Source organism: Ancylobacter pratisalsi (assembly GCF_010669125.1).
Taxonomy (GTDB): Bacteria; Pseudomonadota; Alphaproteobacteria; order Rhizobiales; family Xanthobacteraceae; genus Ancylobacter; species Ancylobacter pratisalsi.
The window spans coordinates 1,524,996-1,543,114 of the sequence record NZ_CP048630.1; the positions used below are offsets into that span (position 1 = coordinate 1,524,996).

Below are 18,119 nucleotides of genomic sequence, written 5' to 3' on the forward strand. Positions count from 1 at the left end.
GTCATGAACAAGAACACGATACTCCCCCAGGAGGCCGCCTTCGTCATTCCCCGCCAGCCGGATGGCGCCCCGGACTGGGCCGCCCTGCGGGAGGAATTCCCCGCCACCGGCGTGACCGTCTATCTCGACATTGCCCGCAAGGCGCTCCTGCCCCGCGTCGCGGCGCAGGCCGCTGCCGACTGGTTCGCCGACATCGGCTCGCGCGCGACGGGCCGCCGTGCCTTCTCGATGGACGCGGTGGAAGACACCCGCCGCATCGTCGGCAAGACCTTCGGCGCGGCCCCGGAAACGCTGGCACTGGTGAAGAACACCTCGGAGGCCGTGAACATCGTCGCCCAGGGCTTCGACTGGCGCGAAGGCGACAATGTCGTCATTTCCGTTTCCGAACACGAGAACAACACCTTCCCCTGGCGCCCGCTGACGCGGCGTGGCGTCGAGATCCGTGTGGTCGAGGCCGGACCCGATGGGCGGGTGACCACCGATGCCCTGCGCGCGGCGATCGATTCCCGCACCCGCATCCTGTCGATCGCCTGGGTCACCTATGGCCTGGGCGAGCGGACCGATGTCGACGCCCTGGCCCAGATCTGCCGTGAGCGTGGTGTGCTGTTCCTGGTCGATGCGATCCAGGCGATCGGCGTGCTGAACCGGCGCATCGACGATCTCGGCGCCCATGTCGTCGCCTCCGGTGGCCACAAGGCGCAGATGAGCGTCGCTGGCGCGGGCCTGATGTATGTCGCCCCCGAGGCCCTGGATCGCTTCCGTCCGCCCTTCGCCGCCAAGTACTCCTTCGCCACCTTCGACCGTACCGACGCCGACCCCGCCCTCGCGGCAGATGCCCACCGCTTCGAGTACGGCAACCCCAACTTCATCGGTCTCGCCGTGCAGCGCGCCTCCGCGCGGATGATTGGCGACATCGGCCTCGGCGACATCGAGGCGCGCGTGCGCGCGCTGACCGAGCTGATGATCGAGGAAGGCGACCGTCTCGGGCTGAAGCTGCGCACGCCGCGCCGGTGGGAACAGCGGGCCGGCATTGTCAGCTTCGACCTCGGCGGCGCCAGCGCGGACCGGATCGAAGCCGTGCTGGAGGCGGAAGACATCCGCGTCGCCTCCAAGGATGGCCATCTGCGCGCCGCCGCGCATTTCTACAATAACGAGCAGGACGTTCGTCGCTTCCTCGACCGTCTCCACCACCATCTGGAGGCGACCAAGTGAGTACGCACTTCGATATCGACCTTGTTTCCGACACCTCGACCAAGCCCTCGCACGAGATGCTGGCGGCCATGTGCTGCGCGCCCGTCGGTGATGAGCAGCGCGGCGAGGACCCCACCGTTCTGGCCCTCAACGAACGAGTCGCCGAGCTGCTGGGCCAGGAAGAGGCCCTGTTCCTGCCGTCCGGCACCATGTGCAACCAGATCGCCTTCCTGGTGCATTGCCGGCCGGGCGACGAGATCATCGTCGCCGCCAATGCCCATGTGTTCGGTTCCGAAGGTGCGGGCGCCTCCGCGCTGGCAGGCGCCCAGTTCCGGCCCATTGCAACGGCTGACGGGCTCTTCACCGGCGCGGATGCCGCCGCCGCCATCCGCGCGCCGCGCAACCGCTCGCCCCGCAGCCGGGTGATCAGCGTGGAGCAGACTGCCAATCGCGGCGGCGGCAGCGTGTGGCCGGCAGCGCAGCTCGCGGAGGTGGCCGAGGTCGCCCGCGCGCATGGCCTGGCCGCCCATATGGACGGCGCGCGCCTGCCCAACGCGGCCGTCGCCTCGGGAACATCCATGGCCGACCACGCGCGCCACTATGACAGTGCCTGGATCGACCTTTCCAAGGGGCTGGGGTGCCCGGTCGGCGGCGTGCTCGCTGGCTCAAAGGCATTTATCGAGGAGGCCTGGTACTGGAAGCACCGGCTTGGGGGCGCGATGCGTCAGGCAGGCTTCCTCGCCGCGGCCGGCCTCTATGCGCTCGATCACAATTACGAACGCCTCGCTGAAGACCATGACAATGCCCGGCTTTTCGCCAGATTGGTCGTGGGCGCCGGCGGCGTGGGGATCTTTCCGGCCGAGGTCTCGACCAATATCCTGTTCCTCGACCTCACCAACTGCGTGCTGGACGCGAACGCCGTCGCCGCGCGATTGCGCGAGCACGGCATCCGGCTGGGGGTGGAGAGCCCCACACGCATGCGCGTCGTCACCCATCTCGATGCCAGCGCAGCGCAGATCGAGACCGCCGCCCGCCAGCTCGTCCGCATTCTCGAACACCCGTGAGGAAGGGTGTTTTGAGGCGGCTTTGATCTCTCAGCGTGGAAACGGCGAGCGCTCGACATGGGCGGCGCCGACATCCTCGATACGGCTGACGCCCAGCAACGCCATGTTGCGTTCAATCTCCGCCACCAGCAACGCTATCGCGTGGCTGACGCCCGCTTCACCGCGCGCGGCGGCGGCGAACAGGAACGGGCGTCCGACGAAGACGAAGTCCGCCCCGAGCGCCAGTGCCTTCAGCACATCCGATCCACGCCGGATGCCGCCGTCGAGCATCACCGCCATGGAGCCGGAGACCTCGGCGATTTCCGGCAGCGCCAGCAGCGGCGGCCGCGCGCCATCGAGCTGCCGGCCGCCATGGTTGGAGACGATGATGCCGTCCGCGCCATTCTCCCGCGCCAGCACCGCGTCCGCGGGGGAAAGGATGCCCTTTACCACCAGCCGGCCGGGCCAGAGCCGGCGGATGAGGGCGAGATGGCGCCAGGCCAGCTGGTCGCGCGCCCCGATCGCCCGTACCACATTGCGCGCCAGGATAGGCGGCCCGCGAAAGGCATCCATGTTCTCGAAATGGGGAACGCCCCGGCTGAGCAGGGTGGCAAACCAGGTGCGGCATAGCCAGCGGGGATGGGAGAGACCGTCCCATGCCAGCCTGAGAGATGGCTGGAGCGGAATGCTGAAACCGGTGCGCACATTGTTTTCGCGGTTCGCGGCCACGGGCACGTCGGCGGTGAGCACGAAGGTGTCGTAGCCGGCCGCCTGAACCCGCGCGACCATCGCCTCGATGCGGGCGTCCTCGCCCGGCAGATAGGCCTGGAACCAGCGCGCCCTTCCCTCCTGCGCGATGCGCTCCAGCGGCGTGAGGGATGTCGCGCTGACGATCGAAGGGATGTTGGCGGCGCTGGCGGCACGGGCGAGGGCGATCTCGCCGTCAAAGGTCGCGAGGCCGGAAAGCCCCATCGGCGCGATGCCGAAGGGAGCCCAATAGTCCATCCCGAACAGCTTGGCGCGGGTCGAGCGGGAGGACACATCCGTCAGGACGCGTGGGACGAGATCATACTGGCGGAAGGCAGCAAAATTGCCCTGAAAGGACTGGCTCGTCTCCGCCGCGCCGGCATAGTAGCCGTAGATCTGTCGCGGCAGGGCTCGGCGGGCCGCCGTCTCGAAATCCGCAAGACTGAGAAAGCGAGAGAGAGATCGCGGTGTCGCGTCCTCGGCACGGGGCGCGACAATCGTGGCCGGCGCGGCGGCGGGCGGCGCCGCAACGGGTGTCACGGCCCCCGTAGAGCCATTGGCCGTGCGCCCGTCGCCTTTGTCCGACATTCCGCCTAATCCCAGCTCGCCATCGTGCACGCAGGACATCCGGCCGTCCCCCGTCATGCCGTGCCGGACGTGTGATCGCGCCCTGGCCAACACCCGGTTCGGTGGTGTCCTGTCGTTCAGATTGCGGATATCCCGATTGGCGTGGCTCGGCTAGTGGGCGGTGCGAGGCGGCATCTGGGGCACCTGTCGCAGGACCAGCATGATTGAGCCAAAGCGCGAAGCCGGCGAAGGCGCTTCGCACCCTGCCGTTCGCCATTGTTGAGGGGAATGGGCGTCCGCTCGGGTTCTTGCGGGCTCTTCGTCCAGCGCAGCACGTGTTCGAGGGCGGCCGGGCGCGCGGGTCGGCGCACGAGGCGCCGGCCTCGCACCAACCGCTCTTCCTCGTCCACTTTTCTCTTCGTCAGCTCTTCTTCTTGGGCAGCCCGATCGAGACCGGCGAGCCCTTGGCGAGCGCGACGGGGGCCGGCGCTTCCTTGATCTTCTTCGGCTTCTTCGCCTCGCGATTGCCGCGCAACTGACCCTTGGCCATGGGATTTCATCCTCTCGCAGTGATTGACGATGCCGGCAAACAAAAAGCCCCGCGACTCCAAGAGGCGCGAGGCTCACGGGCGCCAGGCGCCACAGACAGGTTTTGAATCTATCAGGTCTTTAATCATCTTTCCGTGCCGCCAGTACATCCGTGGTCGGCGCAGGTAAGACGATAGCGATGTCGGCGCGCCCGGAATCCAAGCTCGCCTGACAGCGCTGAATCAGTCGACGGGCTGGAGCCTGTCGGCGGACATCTTGCCGCTTCTCTGGTCAGTGACGAGCTCGAAGCTCACCTTCTGACCTTCGCGCAAGTCGCTCATGCCGGCACGCTCTACAGCGCTGATATGAACAAACGCATCGCTACCGCCATTGTCCGGTGCGATAAATCCAAAGCCCTTCTGGGCGTTGAACCATTTTACGGTTCCCGTGGCCATGGGAAACCCTTTCGTAATTTCAGTTGTAGCTCACCCGCAACAAAGCGGGCCGTCGAAATTGCATTTTTCAGGAATAAAGAAGCTGAACGGCGCGCTTAATAACTACACGCGGAACCAGCCCATCTAACCGTCTATCGACCTATTCAACATATTCTATTTCAATCAATATTCAAGGCCGATGTGGAATTAATTCGTTCAATTCGAGGAGACCGGATCGAATTCACAAAAAAAACGCCTGCGACATCAGTAAAATCCGGCGATCCCGCACGGCGTCGGAAACCCGTGATTACCGCAGGTCCGTGACCTCATAGGTCCACACGCGGAACGACTTCAGCAGATGAGGCCCGAAGGAGTTGATGAGCGGAATGTCCGTCGCGTCGCGCCCGCGCGCGACCACGATCCGCCCGATCCGCGGGACGTTGTTGCGCGGATCGAAGGTGTGCCACGCGCCATCGAGGAACACTTCAATCCAGGCGCTGAAGTCCATCGGGTCGACCACCGGGACGCCGATGTCACCGAGATGTCCGTTCACATACCGCGCCGGAATGTTGAGGCAGCGGCAGAACGCCACCGCGAGGTGCGCGAAGTCACGGCAGACCCCCACGCGCTCATGGAACGCATCATAGGCCGAGCGCGTCGAGCGGGCCTGCATGTAGTCGAACCGGATATGGTTGTGGACGAAGTCGCACACCGCCTGCACCCGTCCCCAGCCGGGGGCGATGGCACCGAAAAGGTCCCACGCCGTCTGGCTCAGCCGGTCGGTCTCGCAGTAGCGGCTCCCCATCAGATAGACGAGGCACTCGTCGGGAAGGTCCGGCACCGCCATCTCGCGCGCGTTGGGGAAAAAACCATCCCTCAGCCCGTTATCCTCGATGGTCGCGTCGCCCCAGATCGTCAGGTCGCCTGCCGGCGCGACAAGGCGGCGACAGCGGTTGCCGAACAGGTCGCGATAGGTGGACATTGCCACATCGGGCGTGGTGAACACCGTTTCCGGAACCCGGATATCAGCCGCGCGATCCTCGTGGACCGATAGCAGACAGACCAGAGCCGTCGGTTGGGGACAGCTCAGCGTGATCTCATAGCCGTAACGGATCAGCATGCAGGGTTCCAGATTCGCTAGTGGTCGAGTCTAACGGAGGTCCGCTACCGTCAGGGTGTAGGAGGTGCGCCGGCCTTCGGCGTAGATCTTGCGGGCGGCATCGTGGACAGCGCCGCGTGCCGCGTCGAAGGCGGTCAGATAGTCAGCCTCCGATCGTTCGGCCGTTCCCACCGTGGCAAGCGATCGCGCCAGCGCGTCGGTCGCCACGAAGAACGGAACCTCGAACATGCCGTCATAGCCGGTGAACCGGACAGCGTTGCGTGTCCTGTCGAAACTGCGGGACGGATTGGGAAAAGCCAACGTCATGATAGCCACCTCCTCGCAACCGCGACGAGGTCGCAGCTGAAGCCGCTCAGGGTCGGAGCCGCGCTCGGCATCGCCTCGCGCACCACCCGCCATTGCGTCGTCATGTGGCGCCGGGCGCCGGGAATATCGCGGATCGGTATGTGCGGCCGATAGGCGGGCATGGAGGAGCTGCGAGCGCGAGGCCAGCCAGGGTGGCGACATGTCGACACCGCATGATTGCCTGCCGACACCCGCGCGCCATGTTCACGCGTTGCGGAAAGTGCGCTCGCGCAGCGTCCCGGTTTCGCCCGGCGCCGCGGCAGCGACCAGTTCCAGGCAGTCTTCGGTGGTCACGCGCTCATACTGCTCGCTCTCATTGCGAATGCGGTACTGAAGCGAGTTTTCGCGCGGCGGCAGCGTGCCGGTAATGCGGTAGATGTCGCCGAACCGGGAGGCGGAAACGCCGTACCCGCCCTTCAGGCGAACGGTCTGCCCGACCACGAAGATATGTGTCTGCGCGTCGCGGCTGATCGCGCGGGGCTTGCTGGCGGGCAGCGTGGGTGTGGCTGTCATGATGGAATAGAGTCCTTGTAGAACAAGATCAGAAGAACCGTCCGGTCTGATCGGCGTCATCCGTCACATCGGACGCCGCAGGTCGATCACCGGCAGGTAGCGGAAGGCACTGGCGCGATGCGCATCAGGTCGGGTCACACCCGCCAGAACCGAAACCTGCGTCGCCAGCACACAGTGGCCAGCGGGAAGTGCTTCGGAGCCGGGCGGGGCAACGTCAGCGCCGGATGGGCGCCCTGCATCCGCTTTCGAGTTCGAGCCGAATAGAACATTTCGCTCGCCTCAGAGGCGGCAAGCAATCATATCGGCCCAGCAGAATTTATTCTTACGCCTTGACTGCGTTCCCGGCAAGGAAAAACCGATATGCCTACGTATTTCCGCCGTTCATGGCGCCCGCTGTCGAAATAAATTATGGCATAGCCGATACGAAAGACCTGCGTTCTTTTATGCAGCCCGCACATCACAGCCAGACGGCTGGTCTGGTTCCGCCGCCCACACATGGCAGCGGCATGGCCGCCGTGCAGATGCCAAAGCGGCTGTCAGGCCGGCCCGTGATCCTCAACATCCCACTTTCGACCGATCGGCGCTCTGACATAGGCTGGGAGCCAACGCCATCTTTGGCCCGTGCGCGCCAAATGCCTGGAGGCGGTAAGGAGAGCGACATGAACCTGCGCAAGAAGCTGATCGCAAAGCCGGGCAAGCGGATCAAGCTGAGCAAGATCGATGCCGCCTTCCACGGCAACTACGCCGACGACGAGCAGGCCAAGGACGCTCTTGCCCGAAACGTGGCGCGCCTCGCTGAACTCCAGCAGAAACTCTACGCCGAGAAGAAGCACGCGCTCCTTATCGTGCTGCAGGGCATCGACGCCGCCGGCAAGGACGGCACCTGCTGGCATGTGATGGCCGCCATGAACCCGCTCGGCACCTATGTGAAGAGCTTCAAGCAGCCGACCGAAGAGGAACAACGGCACGATTTCCTGTGGCGCGTGCACCCCTTCGCGCCCGGCCTTGGCCAGATGGCGGTTTTCAACCGGTCCCATTACGAGGAGGTGCTGGTGCCGCGGGTGCACGATCTGGTGCCGAAATCAGTCTGGTCGTCCCGCTACGACCTCATCAACAGCTTCGAGGAGGGCCTCACGCAGGCCGGCGTCACCCTCCTGAAGTTCTTCCTCTACATCACACCGGAGGAGCAGCTGGAGCGCTTTCGCCAGCGGCTGGATGACCCGGCGCGGCAGTGGAAAATCAGCGAGGCGGACTATACCGAGCGCGCACACTGGGACGCCTACATCGACGCGTATGAGGACATGCTGGAGAAGTGCTCCACCCCGCACGCGCCCTGGTACGTTATTCCCTCGAACCACAAATGGTTTCGCAATCTCGCCGTCTCCACCATCATCGAGGCGACGCTCGACGACATGAAGCTGACATTGCCGGAGCCGACCGTGAACCTCGACGAGATCCGCCGGAAATATCACCAGGCGAAGAAAACCGGCGTAGGCAAGGCCGGCTCACCTGCGGACCGGTAGAGCGTTCGCCGCCGAAGTGGGTTCCGCCTCGCGGGAAGAAAGCACGTCGAACCAGACAGCCGGAGCCGTCTCAGCGAACCGGAGTTCACCGAGGACGCTCTAGTTCGCCCCTCTCCCGCCCCTCGCGCGCGGCTCAACGGCGCTTGAAGGCGTCCATCAGCGCCGCGCCCAGCGCCCCCTGCGGTTCACGCGGCGCGGGCTTCGGCGCACCGGCGCGGGAAGGGCCGGCCTTGCCCTTGGCATCCCGCTGCCCGGCATCCCGCGGCCCTGCATCAGGCTGGGTCCGCTCGCGCGGGGCGCTGCCGGCGTCGCGGCGCATGGAGAGCGAGATGCGCTTGCGCTTCAGATCGACCTCCAGCACCCGCACCTTCACCACGTCGCCGACCTTCACCACCTCGTGCGCGTCCTTCACGAAACGGTCGGCGAGCTGCGAGACATGGACCAGCCCGTCCTGATGCACGCCGATATCCACGAAAGCGCCGAAGGCGGCGACGTTGGTCACCGTGCCCTCCAGCTGCATGCCCGGCTGCAGATGCTTGATGTCGTCGACATCCTCCGCAAAGGTCGCGGTCTTGAAGGCCGGGCGCGGGTCGCGGCCGGGCTTTTCCAGCTCGGCGATGATGTCGCGCACCGTCGGCAGGCCGAAACGTTCATCGACGAATGCGCGCGCATCGACGCTTCCCAGCGCCGCGCTGTCGCCCATCAGCGTACGCAGGTCGCGCCCGCACGCCGCCACGATCTTGCGGGCGACACCATAGGCCTCCGGGTGCACGGCGGAGGCGTCAAGCGGCTCGCTGCCGTCGCGAATGCGCAGGAAGCCGGCGCACTGCTCGAAGGTGCGCGGGCCGAGGCGAGCGACGTCGAGCAGCTGGCGCCGGTTGGCGAAGGCACCATGGGCATCGCGATGAGCGACCACCGCCTCCGCGAGCGAGGCGCCAAGGCCGGACACCCTGGCCAGCAGCGACGCCGAGGCCGTGTTGAGGTCGACCCCGACCGCGTTCACCGCATCCTCCACCACCGCGTCCAGCGCCCGCGCCAGGTGATACTGGTCGACATCGTGCTGGTACTGGCCGACGCCGATCGACTTCGGCTCGATCTTCACCAGTTCCGCCAGCGGGTCCTGCAGGCGCCGGGCAATGGAGACCGCGCCGCGCAGCGACACGTCGATATTCGGGAATTCCAGCGCCGCCGCCTCGGACGCCGAATAAACGGAGGCCCCCGCTTCCGAGACGATCACCTTGATGGGCTTCGGCGCGGGCATGTCGCCCAGCATCTCCGCCACCAGCCGCTCGGTCTCTCGACTGCCGGTGCCATTGCCGATCGCGACCAGTTCGACGCCATGGGCGCGGATCAGCCGGGCCAGCTCGCCCTGCGTGCCGCGCACGTCGTTCTTGGGCGGGAAGGGATAGACCGTGGTGGTCGTCACCAGCTTTCCGGTGCCGTCGACGATGGCCACCTTCACCCCGGTGCGGATGCCCGGATCCAGCCCCATGGTGGCACGCGAGCCGGCGGGCGCGGCAAGCAGCAGGTCCTTGAGATTGCGGGCGAAGACGTTGATCGCCTCGGTCTCCGCCTTCATCCTGAGTTCGGTCATCAGGTCGATCGAGAGATGAAGCGACAGCTTGACCCGCCAGGTCCAGCCGGCCACCTCCTTCAGCCAGGCATCGCCCGGCAGACGGTCGCCAATGCCATAGGCCTGCGCAATCATGCGGACGGTGGGCTTCACCGGCGCGGGATCCTCCGCATCCGCCTCGATCTCAAGCGCCAGGATGTCCTCGTTCCGGCCGCGCAGCATGGCCAGCGCACGGTGGCTGGGCACATTGGCCCAGCGCTCCACATGGTCGAAATAGTCGGAGAACTTGGCCCCCGCCTCTTCCTTGCCCTCGACCACGCGTGCGCGAAGATTGGCCCGCTCGCGAAGATGGCTGCGCAGCCGGCCGATCAGTTCCGCGTTCTGCGCGAATTGTTCGGAAAGAATGTCGCGGGCGCCTTCAAGCGCGCTCTTCACATCGACGACCTCGTCGGTAAGATAGCCCGTCGCCAGCTCGGCCGGCACCGCGGCCCGCTCGTTCAGGATCGCTTCGGCGAGCGGCCCAAGGCCACGTTCGCGCGCGATGTCCGCCCGGTTCCGGCGCTTGGGCTTGTAGGGCAGGTAGATGTCTTCGAGCTCGGCCTTGGTCGCGACGACGGCGATGGTCGCCTCCAGCTCGTCCGTCAGCTTGCCCTGCTGGCGGATGGACTCGAGGATCGTGCCACGCCGCGATTCCAGTTCGCGCAGATAGATCAGCCTCTCGCCAAGCAGGCGCAGCTGGGTGTCATCGAGCCCGCCGGTCGCTTCCTTGCGATAGCGCGCGATGAACGGAACGGTCGCGCCCTCGTCGAGCAGTGAGATGGCGGCCGCCGCCTGCTGGGGACGGGCCCCGATCTCGGTGGCGATGCGGGCGGCGAGGGATGAGATGTCAGCGGTCATACACAACACGGAATCGCTTCGGGAGAGCGAGACCATATTCAGCCCGGCCGGCAAACGCCACGCCCAAGGCCGGCGGGCGGCCAGAGGAAGCCGCTTTCCCCGCGCAGACCGAAGGCGCGGGGAAGGGGCGATCCGTTGCCAGACCTAGAGCAGCGACTTCGGCATCATCATGTGGATGCCCTTGTTGCCGTCGACGAGCTGGGTCACCCGCAGATTCCCCGCCAGCGAACACAGCATGTAGGCCTGGTTGCGCGAAAGATTGGTGCGCTCGCAGATGTGCTTCACCATTTCGCGCGTCGCCTGCTTGGCGGCGTCGTCGAGGTCCTCGTCAAGGCCGATGGAGATGAGATGCGTCGCGCTTTCCGCGAACGGCCACTCCAGCTCCATGTCCTTGCGCAGGGTCAGCCGGAAGGTGCCGGTGACGCCGGTCTCCAGCGCGGTGATACACACCTCGCCATCGCCCTGCACGCCATGGCCGTCGCCGGCGAAAAACAGCGCGCCCTCGTTGAACACCGGAAGATAGAGCGTGGTGCCGGCGCGCAGCTCCTTGTTGTCCATATTGCCGCCAAAGGCGCGCGGCACCGGCGAACCGCAGCGTCCCCAGGCCGGCGGCGGAGCGGTGGCGATGATGCCGAAGAACGGGTCGAGCGGAATTTCCGTACCCCAGGGCATGACGCAGACATTACGCGCGTGATCGACCACGGGGTGGATGGTCTCGTAATCGGTGAAGTCGTCGGGCAACGTGCCCAGAAGCGGCAGGATGGAGACGAAGCCCCAGTCCTGGCGCACCTTCACGTCGAGAATGTCGACCTGAAGCACGTCTCCGGGCTTGGCGTCCTTCACGAAGACCGGACCGGTCATGAAATGCGGGCCGGGCCCCTGCGGCAGCGTGTCGAGCGCAAGGGCGTAATCCTCCGGCACCGGCATGTTCTCCGGCAGCGTTTCCTTGCCGCCGGCGGGAAAGGAATGCAGCGTCACCACGTCACCGGAGCTGACCTCCAGGATCGGAGGGGTCGAGCTGTCGAGATAGCCCCAGACCATGTTTTCCGGTGTGGAGGGGATTTCAAAGCGGCGCGACATGCGAAACTCCTGATGCGGTGCGCGAAAGCTGGGTCAGACAGCGATGAAGCGGGTGAGGTTTTCCCGGCTCATCGCCGCCGCGCGGCCGGTCTCGACGATCGAGCCGCGCGAGAGAACAACGAAGGCGTCGGCGGTCTCGATGGCGAAGTCGAGATACTGCTCCACCAGAAGGATCGACATGCGTCCCTTCAAGGAGCGCAGCACCTCGCCAATGGCCGCCACAATGTTGGGCTGGATACCCTCGGTCGGTTCGTCGAGGATGAGAAGACGCGGCTGCGTGACCAGGGCGCGGGCGATGGCGAGCTGCTGCTGCTGGCCGCCGGAAAGCGCGGCACCCTGGCGCTTCCACATCTCGCGCAGCACCGGAAACAGGCTGATCGCCTCCTCCATCACCGGCGTGCCGAAGCTGCCATGGGCGCGGGCGGCGGCCTCGATGTTCTCGCCCACCGTCAGCTCGGAGAAGATCTCGCGGCCCTGCGGCACATAGGCGAGCCCGGCGCGCGAGCGCCGATTGGGCGACCATGTCGTGGCATCCACCTCGTCAAGCATCACCCGACCCGCGCTCGGCGCGATGAGGCCCATGATGCATTTGAGCAGCGTCGACTTGCCGGCGCCGTTGCGCCCCAGCACCGCCAGGCACTCCCCCGGCGCGATCTCGAAGCCGACCTGGCGCAGCACCTGCGCCGAGCCGTAATGCTGATCGAGTGCCTCAATACCAAACCGCATGTTCAGCGCCCCAGATAGACTTCGACCACGGCGGCGTCGGCCCGGACCCTGTCCATGGAGCCTTCGAACAGCGTGCGGCCCTCGTGAAGCACAGTGACACGGTCGGCAATGCGCTCGACGAAGTCCATGTCGTGCTCCACCACCACGATGGCGCGATCGGGACGCACCAGCGAGCGCACCAGAGCCGCGGTGCGCTCGGTCTCCTCATCGGTGAGGCCGGCCACCGGCTCGTCGAGCATCAGCACCTTCGGATCGCTGGCCAGCACCATGCCGATCTCCAGCCACTGCTTCTGGCCGTGGCTGAGTTCGCCGGCGAGCCGCTCGCCCTCGCGCTCCAGCCCCACCGTTTCGAGAACCTGCCCGATACGGTCCTCCAGCGCCGCCTCATCGAGACGCGAGCGGAAGCCGACATCGATGCCGATGGCGATGTGCTGGCGCACGCTCAGCCCCTCGAACACACTGGGCTTCTGGAACTTGCGGCGGATGCCCGCGCGCGCAATGGCCGACTCGCTCCTGTGGGTGATGTCGAGCACGCCGTCGAAGATCACCCGCCCCTGCTTCGGCCGGGTGATGCCGGAGATGACGTCGAGCAGCGTGGTCTTACCCGCCCCATTGGGGCCGATCACGGCACGCACCTCGCCATAGTCGATGGCGAGCGAGAGATCGTCGATGGCCTGGAAGCTGCCGAAACGCACGTTCAGTCCGTCCACCAGAAGCGCGGTCGTCGCCATCACCGCGCCTCCCCGATCTCGGCCGAGAGGCGCTTGGGCCCCATTGGGCGGGCGACACGCAACCGGGCGAGGTCGACCAGCCCGTTTGGAAACACCAGCACCACGAGCACGATCAGTCCGGACAGGATAAACGGCCACACATCCGGCGCGGCGGAGGACAGCCAGAACTTCACCGCATTCACCAGCAGCGCGCCAATGACCGCGCCGACGAGATGCCCGCGCCCGCCGATCGCCACCCACACGGCGATCTCCAGCGAAAGCTCCGGCGCGAGCAGGCGCGGGTTGATGATGCCGACCTGGGGCACGTAGAGCATGCCCGCGATCATCGCGATGACGGCGGAAAGGCACCAGACCGCGAGCTTGAGCCGCAGCGTCTCGTATCCCAGCGTGCGCAGGCGGGTCTCGTCGTCACGCGTCGCCAGCATCAGCGCGCCGAAGCGACTGCCGACCAGCCAGCGACACCCCACCAGCACGCCCGCCAGAACCAGGAGCGAGACGACGGCGAGCGCGGTAATGGTGGCGCTGGTGCCCATCGGCCAGCCGAAGATCACGGCGAAGCCGGTCATGCCGTTATTGCCGCCAAACCCGGTGTCGTTCCGGAACATCAGCAGCATCGCCACATAGACCAGCGCCTGGGTGATGATGGCAAAATAGACCCCGCTCACCCGAGAGCGGAAGGAGACGTAGCCGAACACGCCCGCGATCAGCAGGGTCACCAGCACCGCCACCGCGACGGCGTAGGGGAAGAAGTCGAAGCCGGCCCAGTAGAAGGGAAACTCCTTCCAGCCCATGAACTGGAGGAAGTCCGGCACGGTGCCCGTCACCGCGAAGGAGTGCTTGAGCAGGTACATCCCCATCGCATAGCCGCCAATGGCGAAGAACAGTCCGTGGCCGAGCGAGAGAATGCCGAGATAGCCCCAGATCAGATCCAGCGAGAGCGCCAGCACCGCGAAGGCGGCGAGCTGGCCGATCGCGTTGGTCAGGTAGCGCGACAGTTCGAACGGCGTGCCGCCGAGCATTCCCATCGTCAGCGCGGCGGCGACCAGCAGCGCGATAAGGGCGAGGAAGGGGCGGTCGCGGGAGATGCGCGTCATTTGCGGCGGCCTTTCACGGCGAACAACCCCTCGGGCCGCCATTGCAGAAAAGCGATGATCATGAGGAGGACGATGACCTTGGCCGCCACCGCGCCCCACAGCGGCTCGATCAGCACGTTGATCTGCCCGATGCCAAGCGCGGCCACCACCGTGCCGGCGATGGTGCCGACGCCGCCGAGGACCACCACCATGAAACTGTCGATGATGAAGTTCTGGCCCATCTGAGGATTCACCGAGTAGATCGGGGACAGCGCCAGCCCGGCAAGCCCCGCGAGGCCCGAGCCGAGGCCGAACGCCATCATGTCCACCCGCCGCGTCGGAATGCCGATACAGGCGGCCATGTCGCGGTTCTGCGTCACCGCGCGAATGTTCAGCCCGAGCGGCGTCTTGCGCACGATGGCCCAGGTCAGCGCCAATGTGACGACAGCGAAGCCGATCGCGAACATCCGGTTCCAGGTAAAGATGAAATCGCCGATCACCGGCACGCCGCCCGACACGTAGAACGGCGTCTCGAACTGCATGTTCTGGGTGCCGAAGATGACCCGCACCAGATTGATCAGGAACAGGCTCACCGCCCAGGTGGCGAGCAGGCTCATCAGCGGGCGCTTGTAGAGATGGCGCAGCAGCGCGGCCTCGATCGCGATGCCGATGGCGGCGGTGACGAGGAAGGCCACGGGAATGGCGATGATCAGATACCAGTCGAGCAGCGAGGGCGCGGCATAGCGCAGCCCCTGCTGCACCAGCCAGGTGACATAGGCCCCGATCATGATCAGTTCGCCCTGGGCGAGGTTGATCACCCCCATCAGGCCGAAAATGATGGCGAGGCCGATGGCGGCCATGAACAGGATCGAGGCGAAGCTGAGCCCGTTATAGAGCGTCGCCAGCACGTCGCCGATGGCGATGCCGCGCTCGATCCGGGCGGTCGCCGCGTCCACCGCCTGCCGGAACTCGGCATTCGCGGTGTAGGCCGGGTCCTTGGTCAAGGCCGACACCTTGGTCAGCGCCCGCCGGCTGGGCGTATCCGCCACACGCGACAGCGCGCGAATGCGGGCGGCCGGGTCCGATGAATTGAGCGCGGCGGTCTGCGCCAGCGTGTCGATCTGTTCGCGCAGGCCCGCGTCGGGCTCGCTCGCAGCCGCCACCTCCAGCAGTCCCTCGGGGACGTTCGCCGGGCGGCGTTCCAGCGTCTTGAGTGCCGCCGCACGCGCGGCGATGTCGGGCGCGCTGCGGAGGGCGAGCGCGGCGTCGGCCAGTTCGAAGGTCGCCCGGTTCTTGAGGCTGGCGAGCGGCTTGCGGGCCTTCTCTCCGGCCTCGCGCGGGGTCCGGCTCACCGCGTCGACCCCGCTTTGCACCAGCACCGCGCCGCTGGTGTCGCAGGCGAGATCGCGATCGAGCACCGCGCGCGCCAGGGGGGCCGCCCAGGCCCGCTCCTCAGCGCTGCCGCTCACCGCCGTGGCGATGAGCGTGGAGGCGCCCTCCCCCATCTGCCCGGCGCCGCCGCACAGAGCGGCGATCAGGCTGGTGCGGTCGAGCGGTTCCGCCACCGCTGGGGTCGCCAGCAGCAGGACGGAGACGAGGAGCAAGGGCAGACGCCAGGACTTCATCGGCAGATCAAGACGGCCGCCCCGGCGGGACGGCCGCCCCTTCATGTTGGGGGAACGCGACAGGTTCAGCCGTACGGGCTGAATGGGACCGGCTTCGGCGTTCCATCGGACTGCCAGAGGACATCGAAGCCCTGGCTGTCATTGACCGAGCCGATGAACACGCCACGGGCGACGTAGTTGTTCTCGTCGGTCATGGAGATCTTGTAGCCCGACGGGCAGTCGAAGGTCAGACCGCCAAAGGCCTTGGAGACTTCCGGCACATCGAAGGATCCCGCCTTCGCGGCCGCCATCGCCCACAGATGCACCGCATCATAGGCCGAGACCATCGGATCGATCGACACGGTCCCGCTGAAGGGCACGTTGTTGGTCTTCACATAGTCGGCCCAGTTCTTCAGGAACTTCTCGTTGGCCGGGCCCTTGGCGTTCTGCAGATAGGCCCAGCAATTGAGGTGCCCCACGAGCTTGGCGGTGTCGAGGCCTTCAAGGTCGGCCTCCACCATGTCGAGGCCCAGCACCGGAATGTCGGTGGCAAGGATGCCCTGGTTGGCGAACTCGCGCAGGAAGTCCGGGATCGAGGAACCGACCACGGTGAGCACGACGATCGGCTGACCGCCGCCCTCGTCGGCGAAGGCGCGGATCTGGTTCACCAGCGTCTGGAAGTTGGAGAAGCCGAAGGGGACGTACTCCTCCTTCCAGGCGCTCTCGGGGATACCCTTGCTCTTCCAGTAGCCCTTGAGCTGCTTGTTGATGGTGCGCGGCCACACATAGTCCGAGCCCAGCATGAAGAAGCGCTTGGCCGACACGCCCTCGTCGCTCATCAGGTAGTCGACGGCCGGCAGCACCGAGCTCGCCGGGGGCGAGTTCACATAGACGACGTTCTTGGAGTTCTCGTCGCCCTCGAAATGCAGCGGGTAATAGAGCAGGCCGTTCTCCTGCTCGACCACCGGCAGCACGGTCTTGCGCGACACCGAGGTCCAGCAGCCGAACAGCGCCGACACCTTTTCCTGCTGCAGCATCTGCTTCGCGGTCTGGGCGTAGAGCGGCCAGTCGGAGGCGGGGTCGGAAACCATCACGTCGATGGTGCGACCGTTGACGCCACCCTTGGCGTTGATCTCCTCGGCGGCCATCTTCACCACATAGTTCAGCCGACCTTCAAGATTGGCCATGGTGCCGGAGGACGAGAACAGGCAGCCGAGTTTCACCGGGCCGGACTGGGCCATCGCGCTACGCAGGATGGCGGGAGAGGCGAGACCTGCGGCGGCGAGACCGCTCGCCTGCAGGAGTGAACGCCGCGAGATCTGGACCATGGACGACACCTCAATGTTCGAATGTGTCGTGGATTGTGTTGAGCCTGCGCGGGCGCGCAACTTCATATAATGTTCAGCTCTGCCCAAAGCGGCGCCAACCCGGCACGGTGCCGGGATATTCTGGCACTATTGTCAGCTGCGGGGCTCCCGCGCCGAGGGCGGAACCGCCGGCAACCGGCACGGGCGCACGCGTGCCCGATCGCGCGCCAGACGGCGGCGCGTTTCGTCAGCGCAGCAAGAATGTGCGTTCACTTCAAGGGGTGATCGGCTATAGTGTTGCCCACATTAGACACATGCCCACACAATGTGCGACTGACGGCCGTCGCGCATGCCGGTCCGTGTGGCAGGTACAGAGGAAAGTGGAAACCTCGCCGAGAGGGCCGACCGTCATCCGATCCGTCAACACATTCTGAAGGCGATCCGATGCGACGTTCACAATTCACCGACAGCGAAATCATCCACCTTCTGCGCGAAGCCGATTCCGGGGTGCCGGTCGGCGAGATCTGCAGCACGGCACAGGTTTCGCTACGCACCTTTTACCGCTGGCGGCGGCGCTTCGGCGGCCTCACCGCGCCGGCCGTCATGCAGATGAAGGAGCTGGAGGCGGAGAACAACCGGCTTCGGGCTCTGGTGAGCAATCTTTCCAGGCGGCTTCATGTTCCCCCGGCAGGAGAGTTGCCGCACCGGGCCGACCCGACCGGCGCGCGGGGTGGGACCATCGGGGGACGGGGCATGCCCGCCGGCCGCGCATCGACCCTTGCCGCTGAACGGTGCGGTGGTTCCGTGGTCGGCCGTTTCGCCTCGGTGCGCGTGACCCGCTGAACGCGCTGCCCTTATGTTGGGCGACGAAAATGGCGATCGCGCCGCCATGCCCTTCGGGAAGCCCCCCGAATAATCGCGTCGCCGGCTAAGCACGGGGCAGGCTGGGCGCAATTTGCGCAGCCATAATGGCAATCGTGCCATTATGACCGCGGCCTGCGTAACTGCCGGCCAGGGCGGCGTTTTTCTGCGATCTATTTCGACTTGTCGAACCGACAGCGTGGTCTTTTCCTAACCGGATAAGGCACCCCTCTGTGCGGGCAGGCAAGTGTCCCTG

At 66.0% G+C, this 18,119-nt stretch carries 18 protein-coding genes; 4 read left to right on the forward strand and 14 right to left on the reverse strand.

What is annotated here, in order from left to right; all coding sequences use genetic code 11:
- Positions 1 to 3 precede the first annotated feature (3 nt).
- The gene (locus tag G3A50_RS07280) at positions 4 to 1,212 is read left to right on the forward strand and encodes an aminotransferase class V-fold PLP-dependent enzyme (protein ID WP_163074624.1); all 1,209 of its coding nucleotides are present in this window, start codon (positions 4 to 6) and stop codon (positions 1,210 to 1,212) included.
- Positions 1,209 to 2,255 carry a threonine aldolase family protein gene (locus tag G3A50_RS07285; protein WP_210255244.1) on the forward strand — a complete coding sequence of 349 codons (1,047 nt, stop codon included), beginning with the start codon at positions 1,209 to 1,211 and terminating at the stop codon, positions 2,253 to 2,255. Before G3A50_RS07280 ends, G3A50_RS07285 begins: the two co-directional genes overlap by 4 nt.
- Positions 2,256 to 2,285: 30 nt before the next feature.
- Here the strand turns inward: G3A50_RS07285 and G3A50_RS07290 are convergent, their stop codons facing one another.
- The 7 genes from G3A50_RS07290 to G3A50_RS07315 all read right to left on the reverse strand — a co-directional run bounded on the left by G3A50_RS07290 (position 2,286) and on the right by G3A50_RS07315 (position 6,488).
- Positions 2,286 to 3,569 (reverse strand): alpha-hydroxy acid oxidase, encoded by a 1,284-nt coding sequence (locus G3A50_RS07290; protein WP_163074625.1) that lies wholly within the window; start codon positions 3,567 to 3,569, stop codon positions 2,286 to 2,288.
- Positions 3,570 to 3,969: 400 nt separating this feature from the next.
- Positions 3,970 to 4,098, reverse strand: coding sequence for a hypothetical protein (locus G3A50_RS22810; protein WP_281355845.1), 129 nt, complete (start codon positions 4,096 to 4,098; stop codon positions 3,970 to 3,972).
- Positions 4,099 to 4,318: 220 nt separating this feature from the next.
- Positions 4,319 to 4,531: a cold-shock protein gene (locus tag G3A50_RS07295; protein ID WP_163074626.1), complete on the reverse strand. Its 213-nt coding sequence runs from the start codon at positions 4,529 to 4,531 to the stop codon at positions 4,319 to 4,321.
- Between the two features lie 286 nt (positions 4,532 to 4,817).
- Positions 4,818 to 5,630 carry a transglutaminase-like domain-containing protein gene (locus tag G3A50_RS07300; protein ID WP_163074627.1) on the reverse strand — a complete coding sequence of 271 codons (813 nt, stop codon included), beginning with the start codon at positions 5,628 to 5,630 and terminating at the stop codon, positions 4,818 to 4,820.
- A gap of 30 nt (positions 5,631 to 5,660) precedes the next feature.
- On the reverse strand, positions 5,661 to 5,936 hold the full coding sequence (locus G3A50_RS07305; RefSeq protein ID WP_163074628.1) for a DUF1488 family protein: 276 nt from the start codon (positions 5,934 to 5,936) through the stop codon (positions 5,661 to 5,663).
- The gene (locus G3A50_RS07310) at positions 5,933 to 6,097 is read right to left on the reverse strand and encodes a hypothetical protein (RefSeq protein ID WP_163074629.1); all 165 of its coding nucleotides are present in this window, start codon (positions 6,095 to 6,097) and stop codon (positions 5,933 to 5,935) included. Before G3A50_RS07310 ends, G3A50_RS07305 begins: the two co-directional genes overlap by 4 nt.
- An 82-nt stretch (positions 6,098 to 6,179) precedes the next feature.
- Positions 6,180 to 6,488, reverse strand: coding sequence for a hypothetical protein (locus G3A50_RS07315; RefSeq protein WP_163074630.1), 309 nt, complete (start codon positions 6,486 to 6,488; stop codon positions 6,180 to 6,182).
- Between the two features lie 659 nt (positions 6,489 to 7,147).
- Between G3A50_RS07315 and G3A50_RS07320 the strand changes: the two genes are divergently transcribed.
- A complete protein-coding gene (locus tag G3A50_RS07320) occupies positions 7,148 to 8,011 on the forward strand; it encodes a polyphosphate kinase 2 family protein (protein WP_163074631.1) in 864 nt (287 codons plus the stop codon).
- A 133-nt stretch (positions 8,012 to 8,144) separates the two neighbouring features.
- Here G3A50_RS07320 and G3A50_RS07325 read toward each other — a convergent pair whose 3' ends face one another.
- From G3A50_RS07325 to G3A50_RS07355, 7 genes are all read right to left on the reverse strand, one after another.
- Positions 8,145 to 10,481 carry a Tex family protein gene (locus G3A50_RS07325; RefSeq protein ID WP_163074632.1) on the reverse strand — a complete coding sequence of 779 codons (2,337 nt, stop codon included), beginning with the start codon at positions 10,479 to 10,481 and terminating at the stop codon, positions 8,145 to 8,147.
- A 144-nt stretch (positions 10,482 to 10,625) separates the two neighbouring features.
- Entirely contained in the window at positions 10,626 to 11,561 is a 936-nt protein-coding gene (locus tag G3A50_RS07330) for an acetamidase/formamidase family protein (protein ID WP_163074633.1), read from the reverse strand.
- 33 nt (positions 11,562 to 11,594) lie between these two features.
- Complete coding sequence (gene urtE, locus G3A50_RS07335; protein ID WP_170308631.1) at positions 11,595 to 12,287, reverse strand: urea ABC transporter ATP-binding subunit UrtE; 693 nt, start codon at positions 12,285 to 12,287, stop codon at positions 11,595 to 11,597.
- 2 nt (positions 12,288 to 12,289) lie between these two features.
- A complete protein-coding gene (gene urtD / locus G3A50_RS07340; protein WP_163074634.1) occupies positions 12,290 to 13,018 on the reverse strand; it encodes an urea ABC transporter ATP-binding protein UrtD in 729 nt (242 codons plus the stop codon).
- Positions 13,018 to 14,112 (reverse strand): urea ABC transporter permease subunit UrtC, encoded by a 1,095-nt coding sequence (urtC, locus tag G3A50_RS07345; RefSeq protein WP_163074635.1) that lies wholly within the window; start codon positions 14,110 to 14,112, stop codon positions 13,018 to 13,020. Before urtC ends, urtD begins: the two co-directional genes overlap by 1 nt.
- Positions 14,109 to 15,716, reverse strand: a complete 1,608-nt coding sequence (gene urtB, locus G3A50_RS07350) for an urea ABC transporter permease subunit UrtB (protein ID WP_163074636.1) — start codon at positions 15,714 to 15,716, stop codon at positions 14,109 to 14,111. The genes urtC and urtB overlap by 4 nt, the downstream gene beginning before the upstream one ends.
- A gap of 65 nt (positions 15,717 to 15,781) precedes the next feature.
- A complete protein-coding gene (locus G3A50_RS07355; RefSeq protein WP_163074637.1) occupies positions 15,782 to 17,023 on the reverse strand; it encodes an urea ABC transporter substrate-binding protein in 1,242 nt (413 codons plus the stop codon).
- 423 nt (positions 17,024 to 17,446) lie between these two features.
- Between G3A50_RS07355 and G3A50_RS07360 the strand changes: the two genes are divergently transcribed.
- Complete coding sequence (locus G3A50_RS07360; RefSeq protein ID WP_163074638.1) at positions 17,447 to 17,845, forward strand: transposase; 399 nt, start codon at positions 17,447 to 17,449, stop codon at positions 17,843 to 17,845.
- Positions 17,846 to 18,119 lie beyond the last annotated feature (274 nt).

What these genes read in the sequence shown, in the direction of transcription:
- G3A50_RS07280 (WP_163074624.1), top strand. Translation starts at nt 4, where the DNA reads ATGAACAAGAACACGATACTCCCCCAGGAGGCCGCCTTCGTCATTCCC.
- G3A50_RS07290 (WP_163074625.1), bottom strand. Translation starts at nt 3,569, where the DNA reads ATGTCGGACAAAGGCGACGGGCGCACGGCCAATGGCTCTACGGGGGCC.
- G3A50_RS22810 (WP_281355845.1), bottom strand. Translation starts at nt 4,098, where the DNA reads ATGGCCAAGGGTCAGTTGCGCGGCAATCGCGAGGCGAAGAAGCCGAAG.
- G3A50_RS07295 (WP_163074626.1), bottom strand. Translation starts at nt 4,531, where the DNA reads ATGGCCACGGGAACCGTAAAATGGTTCAACGCCCAGAAGGGCTTTGGA.
- G3A50_RS07300 (WP_163074627.1), bottom strand. Translation starts at nt 5,630, where the DNA reads ATGCTGATCCGTTACGGCTATGAGATCACGCTGAGCTGTCCCCAACCG.
- G3A50_RS07305 (WP_163074628.1), bottom strand. Translation starts at nt 5,936, where the DNA reads ATGACGTTGGCTTTTCCCAATCCGTCCCGCAGTTTCGACAGGACACGC.
- G3A50_RS07310 (WP_163074629.1), bottom strand. Translation starts at nt 6,097, where the DNA reads ATGCCCGCCTATCGGCCGCACATACCGATCCGCGATATTCCCGGCGCC.
- G3A50_RS07315 (WP_163074630.1), bottom strand. Translation starts at nt 6,488, where the DNA reads ATGACAGCCACACCCACGCTGCCCGCCAGCAAGCCCCGCGCGATCAGC.
- G3A50_RS07320 (WP_163074631.1), top strand. Translation starts at nt 7,148, where the DNA reads ATGAACCTGCGCAAGAAGCTGATCGCAAAGCCGGGCAAGCGGATCAAG.
- G3A50_RS07325 (WP_163074632.1), bottom strand. Translation starts at nt 10,481, where the DNA reads ATGACCGCTGACATCTCATCCCTCGCCGCCCGCATCGCCACCGAGATC.
- G3A50_RS07330 (WP_163074633.1), bottom strand. Translation starts at nt 11,561, where the DNA reads ATGTCGCGCCGCTTTGAAATCCCCTCCACACCGGAAAACATGGTCTGG.
- urtE (WP_170308631.1), bottom strand. Translation starts at nt 12,287, where the DNA reads ATGCGGTTTGGTATTGAGGCACTCGATCAGCATTACGGCTCGGCGCAG.
- urtD (WP_163074634.1), bottom strand. Translation starts at nt 13,018, where the DNA reads ATGGCGACGACCGCGCTTCTGGTGGACGGACTGAACGTGCGTTTCGGC.
- urtC (WP_163074635.1), bottom strand. Translation starts at nt 14,112, where the DNA reads ATGACGCGCATCTCCCGCGACCGCCCCTTCCTCGCCCTTATCGCGCTG.
- urtB (WP_163074636.1), bottom strand. Translation starts at nt 15,716, where the DNA reads ATGAAGTCCTGGCGTCTGCCCTTGCTCCTCGTCTCCGTCCTGCTGCTG.
- G3A50_RS07355 (WP_163074637.1), bottom strand. Translation starts at nt 17,023, where the DNA reads ATGGTCCAGATCTCGCGGCGTTCACTCCTGCAGGCGAGCGGTCTCGCC.
- G3A50_RS07360 (WP_163074638.1), top strand. Translation starts at nt 17,447, where the DNA reads ATGCGACGTTCACAATTCACCGACAGCGAAATCATCCACCTTCTGCGC.